This window comes from Dietzia sp. Cai40, assembly GCF_014145165.1.
Classification (GTDB): Bacteria; Actinomycetota; Actinomycetes; order Mycobacteriales; family Mycobacteriaceae; genus Dietzia; species Dietzia natronolimnaea.
On sequence record NZ_JAALEB010000023.1, the window covers coordinates 1 to 5706 of the forward strand.

3 protein-coding genes, 1 pseudogene and 1 riboswitch are annotated in these 5706 nt (G+C 72.7%); of the genes and pseudogenes, 1 reads left to right on the forward strand and 3 read right to left on the reverse strand.

Annotation, left to right across the window (positions count from 1 at the left end; translation table 11 throughout):
* Positions 1–180 precede the first annotated feature (180 nt).
* The 3 genes from G6022_RS01240 to cobN all read right to left on the reverse strand — a co-directional run bounded on the left by G6022_RS01240 (position 181) and on the right by cobN (position 5069).
* Positions 181–318 (reverse strand): hypothetical protein, encoded by a 138-nt coding sequence (locus G6022_RS01240; protein ID WP_179524167.1) that lies wholly within the window; start codon positions 316–318, stop codon positions 181–183.
* A 43-nt stretch (positions 319–361) separates the two neighbouring features.
* Positions 362–1174, reverse strand: coding sequence for a precorrin-6A synthase (deacetylating) (cobF, locus tag G6022_RS01245; protein WP_344392684.1), 813 nt, complete (start codon positions 1172–1174; stop codon positions 362–364).
* On the reverse strand, positions 1167–5069 hold the full coding sequence (gene cobN, locus G6022_RS01250) for a cobaltochelatase subunit CobN (protein WP_241730988.1): 3903 nt from the start codon (positions 5067–5069) through the stop codon (positions 1167–1169). The genes cobF and cobN overlap by 8 nt, the downstream gene beginning before the upstream one ends.
* Positions 5060–5253: riboswitch (cobalamin riboswitch) on the reverse strand. (Overlaps the previous gene by 10 nt.)
* Positions 5254–5334: 81 nt before the next feature.
* On the opposite strand from cobN, the pseudogene G6022_RS01255 reads away from it, so the two are divergent.
* Positions 5335–5706: pseudogene (locus G6022_RS01255) on the forward strand (nitrite reductase); the annotation flags it as partial.

The window sequence follows — 5706 nt, forward strand, 5'->3', positions numbered from 1 at the left end:
GGGCCGTGCGCGGATCCTGCCGGCCCGCCCCGACGGGGCCGGCGGATGGACTCTCTCCGGCCGGGTCCGCACCGCCCACCTGGCCGACCTCGCAGGCGCTCCCGCGCTCGCCGTGGTCCCGGAGGGAGCCGGGGCCGACGACCCCGTGGAGATCGTCGACTGGATCTGACCGGCCGGCGGTCAGCGCTTGCGGTTGCGGATCTTCTCCGCGAACTCGCGGGCCTTGCGCTGGTTCTCCGGCTTGGACGCCTCACGCTTGACCACCTCGGCGGCCTTGAGCGCGACGCCGGTCCGCAGGGCATTTCTCAGGAAAGCCATAGTGCACCTCTGTTCTCGGGGGAGCGCCAGTGTAGGCACAGTATCAGCCCGCCGCGACCGGGCGGCGCAGGAGGTACACGTCCATCACCCAGCCGTGCTCCGCGCGGAGCCGCTCACGATTGCCCCGCAGCTCGCCGAGGACGTCGCCGACCCTGCCCGCGAGCAGGCACTCTCCCGCATCGCCGAGGTTGCCGCCCCACCAGATGTGCCAGTCGGCCAGGTCCTCCAGCGGCAGGTCCGCGTTGAGCATCACCACCACGTTGTCCGCTCCGCCGGCGACGACCTCCGCCAGACGCCGGCCGGTGGTCACGGTGACCGTCCCGCCGATCTCGTGCAGGACCAGCCGGTGACGCGCCGCCAACACCTGTAGAGCGGAGATGCCGGGGATCACCTCGACGGCGAAGTCGAGCCGGCCACGGGCGAGGATCCGGTCGACGATCCGCAGCGTGGAGTCGTAGAAGGCGGGGTCGCCCCATACGGGCACCGCCACGTCGCCGGGCCGGTCCGCCAGCACCCGCTCCCACGCCAGGGACCGGGCCTCGTGCCAGTCCAGGACCACGCCGCGGTACCCGACGTGGGAGGAGGTCGACCGCGACGAGCGGTCCCGCTCCGGATCGGCGACCCCCACCAGCTCGACGCCCGGCGCGTGGCGGGCGAGTAGCTGCCGACGGAGATCGACCAAGGGGTCTGAGGCCCCCTTCACCGCGGCCACGGCGTAGGCGGACTCCCGCAGGGCCGTGATCGCCTCCACCGTGATCTGGTCCGGCCCCCCGGAGCCGATCCCCACCACCCGCACCCGGCGGCGCGGGGTGCCGCCGGCCTCCCCGGCCGGGAGGCGGGACACCCGGTCAGTCACCGTGGGTGTCCTCGAGGTCGCCCTCGACGTCCAGGTAGACCTGCCGCATCCGGTCCATGATCTCGGCGTCCGGCTCGGCCCACAACCCGCGGTCGGCGGCCTCGGAGAGCCGCTCGATCATCCCGCGCAACGCCCACGGGTTGGACCGCCGCAGGAACTCCTGGTTGGTCTGGTCCAGCACGTACTCCCTGGCCAGCGTGTCGTACATCCAGTCGTGCACGACCCCTGCGGTGGCGTCGAACCCGAAGAGGTAGTCCACCGTCGCGGCCAGCTCGAAGGCCCCCTTGTAGCCGTGCCGCTGCATGGCCGCGATCCACCGGGGGTTGACCACGCGAGCCCGGAACACCCGGACCGTCTCCTCCGCGAGCGACCGGGTGCGGATGGCGTCCGGCGTGGTGGAGTCCCCCACGTAGGCGCGGGGTTCGGCGCCGGTGAGCGCTCGCACGGTCGCGATCATCCCGCCGTGGTACTGGAAGTAGTCGTCCGAGTCGGCGATGTCGTGCTCGCGGGTGTCGATGTTCTTGGCGGCCACCGCGATGCGCCGGTAGTTGGTGCGCATGTCGTCCGCGGCCGGGACGCCGTCCAGGTCGCGGCCGTAGGCGAAGCCGCCCCACCGGGTGTAGACCTCGGCCAGGTCCCGGTCGTCCCGCCAGTTGCCGGCCTCGATGGTCTGCAGGATCCCGGCGCCGTACGACCCCGGCGCGGAGCCGAAGATGCGGGTGGTCGCACGACGGTGGTCCGAGTGCTCGGCCAGGTCCGCGCGAGTGTGGGCGGCGACATAGTTCTGCTCGGCGGGTTCGTCGAGGTCCGCCACCATCCGGACGGCGTCGTCGAGCATGGTGATGACGTGCGGGAAGGCGTCCCGGAAGAAGCCCGAGATGCGGACCGTCACGTCCACGCGCGGGCGACCGAGCTCGGCGGCCGGGACCACCTCGAGACCGTTGACCCGGCGGGAGGCCTCGTCCCACTCCGGGCGGACGCCGAGCAGGGCCAGGACCTCGGCCACGTCGTCGCCCGAGGTCCGCATGGCCGAGGTGCCCCAGATCGACAGTCCCACCGAGCTCGGGTACTCGCCGGTCTCCGCCACGTGGCGGTCCAGCAGGGAGTCGGCCATCGCCTGGCCGGTCTCCCAGGCCAGCCGGGACGGGATCGCCCGAGGGTCCACGGTGTAGAAGTTGCGGCCGGTCGGCAGCACGTTGACCAGGCCGCGCAGGGGCGAACCGGACGGTCCGGCGGGCACGAACCCGCCGTCCAGGGCGTGCATCACCGCATCCAGCTCGTCGACGGTGGCGGCCAGACGCGGCACCACCTCGCGGGCGGCGAACTCCAGGACGCGGCCGACCTCGTCGTCGTCATCCAGACCCGCGGCGGTCAGGACCTGCGGCACCGCCGTGAGGTCCCACCCGCGGGCGTCCATGTCCTCGACCAGCGCCCGGGCCCGGGCCTCCACGCGGTCGACCTCCTGGGTCGGGGCGTCCTCCCCCAGCCCGAGGGCGCGGCGCAAACCGGGAACTGCGCCGAACTCGCCGCCCCACACCTGCGAGGCGCGCAGGATGGCGAGCACCAGGTTTACCCGGGCCTCGCCGTCCGGCGCCTGACCCAGCACGTGGAGTCCGTCGCGGATCTGGACGTCCTTGATCTCGCAGAGCCACCCGTCGACGTGGAGCAGGAAGTCGTCGAACTCCTCGTCCCCGGGCTGCTGCTCCAGGCCCAGGTCCTCGTGCATGTGCGCCGACCGCATGAGGGTCCAGATCTGCGCGCGGATGGCCGGCAGCTTGGCCGGGTCCATGGACGCGATGTTGCCGTACTCGTCCAGCAGCTGCTCGAGGCGGGCGATGTCGCCGTAGGACTCGGCGCGGGCCATCGGCGGCACCAGGTGGTCGACGATCGTGGCGTGGGCGCGGCGCTTGGCCTGGGCGCCCTCCCCGGGGTCGTTGACCAGGAACGGGTAGATCAACGGCATGTCGGCGATCGCCGCGTCGGTCGCACACGCGGCCGACAGCGCGGCGTTCTTGCCCGGCAGCCACTCCAGCGAACCGTGCTTGCCGATGTGGACCAGCGCGTGGGCGCCGAAACCCCGCGCGAGCCACCGATAGGCGGCCAGATAGTGGTGCGAGGGCGCCAGCTCGGGATCGTGATAGATCGCCACCGGGTTCTCACCGAACCCGCGGGGCGGCTGGATCAGCAGGACGACATTGCCGGCCTGGATGGTGGCCAGGACGATCTCGCCGGCGTCGTTGACGAACAGCTGACCGGGCGCCTGCCCCCAGGCCTCGACCATCTCCGAGCGCAGCGACTCGGGCAGGTCCGCCGCCCACGTGAGGTAGTCGTCGGTGGAGATCCGTACGTGACTGTCGGTGAGCTGGGCGTTCGTCAGCCACTCCTCGTCCTGTCCGCCCGCGGCGATCAGGGCGTGGATCAGGGCGTCGCCGGCGGCGGTGTCGTCGGCGTAGGTGCTGTCGGTGCCACTGTCGGCGACGTCGAGGAACCGGGCGATCGGGCTGTCGTCGGGGCCCAGGTCGTAACCCTCGTCGCGCATCCGGCGCAGCAGTCGGATGGTCGAGACGGGGGTGTCCAGGCCGACCGCGTTGCCGATCCGGGAGTGCTTGGTCGGGTAGGCCGAGAGCACCAGGGCGATCCGGCGGTCCGCCGCGGGCACATGACGCAGCCGGGCGTGCGAGACCGCGATCCCCGCGACGCGGGCGCAGCGTTCGGGGTCGGCGACGTAGCGAGGCAGCCCGTCGGCGTCGATCTCCTTGAAGGAGAACGGCGCGGTGATGATCCGGCCGTCGAACTCGGGGATCGCGATCTGGTTGGCCGAGTCCAGCGGGTTGACGCCGTCGTCGGAGGCCGCCCAGTCCTCGCGGCTCCACGTCAGGCACAGTCCCTGCAGGACCGGGATGTCGAGCGTGGCGATCCGTTCGACGTCCCACGTCTCGTCCTCGCCGCCCGCGCTCACCGCGCCCGGCGTGGTCCCGCCGGCGGCCAGGACCGTGACGATCAGCGCGTCGAGCGTCCCGAGTGCGTCGAACAGCTCGTCGGGCGCCGATCGCAGGGACCCGGCGAACACGGGCACGCCGACGGCCTGCCCGGTGGCGTCGATGGCGTCGGCGAGCGAATGGGCGAACCCGGAGTTCCCGCTCACCTCGTGCGCCCGGTAGTAGAGCACTCCCACGCGGGGAACGCGCCGCGACTGGTCCACGCGGGGAACGCCCGGCGACTGGTCAGTTCCGCTCACGTTCTCCCAGGTCCCGTTCCGGGAATCGCGTCGTATGTGACCACTCGCCGGGGAGTCGGGGGAATCGGCGGCACCCGGCCGCGGCGGCATCCCCCACACCGGGACGCTCTCCGGGGGCGCGAACCCGGTCCCGGTGAGCAGCACGGTGTCCGACAGGAAGGCGTGGAGCTGGGCGAGGTTCCGCTCGCCGCCCTCGGCCAGGTAGCGGTGGGCCTCGGCCGCGATGCCGATCGGGACGGTGGAGAGCTCCATCAGGTCGGCGTCCGGGGCCTGCTCGCCTCCCAGGACGACCACCGGCCGCCCCGAGGCCATGACCGCGGCGAACCCGGGCTCCCACGACCGCCGCGACCCGAGGATCCGGACCACCACCAGGTCGGCGCCGTCGAGCAGACCGGGCAGATCCGCCTCGACGTCCAGGCGGGACGGGTTGCCGAGCGTCCAGTCCGCCCCGGAGGCCCGCGCGGAGAGCAGGTCCGTGTCGGAGGTGGACAGCAGGGTGATGCGCGGTGGCTGGCTCGAGTGCCGAGGCGGTGCCGTGTCCTCCGGTGATGCCGTGTTCTCCGGCGATGCCGCGTCATCTGATGGTGCCGAGGCGTCCTCAGGGGACGCCGAACGCCGGTCATGGCGCATGTTCTTCTCCAAACCCTCGTGGAACATGACGCCGTGGCCGGTCTCCTGGCTTTCGCATCGACGCCGCGCGACCGACCTTCCCGGGCCTGGGCCCAGTGGTCTCCGCCCCGCTCTGGGACGGACGAGGGTGCGCGACTTACGCGACTACAGTGGCGAGGGCCGCGCCGGCTTTTCCTCCGGCTTCCCGAGCACCACGGCACCGGCGAGCCTATCCGGCGCCGGACCCCCGCGGATGTCCGGCCGTCGGCTCCCCGCTCCCCGCGAGCCACCTCTGGCTGCCACACTGTGCCCCGTGAGAGCTTCCGGACCGACCCGCCGCACCCGCACCGACCTGTGCCCCGGTGTGCTGCGCCCGTGGCCCGCCGAGGACGGCGCCCTGGTCCGGCTACGAGTACCCGGAGGGCGCGTGTCGCCGGAGTCCCTCGCCGCGCTGCACAGGGTCGCAGCGAGATACGGCGACGACGACGTGCACGTGACGACCCGCGCGAACCTGCAGCTGCGGGCCCTGCCGATGAGCCGGGACGGGCGGCTCGCGGACGACGTCGTGACGGCCCTCGCCGCGACCGGGCTGCTGCCCACCCCGTCGCACGAGCTCGTCCGCAACGTACTCGTCTCCCCGCTCACCGGCCTGGTCGGCGGGAGGGCCGACCTCCGGCCCGTGACC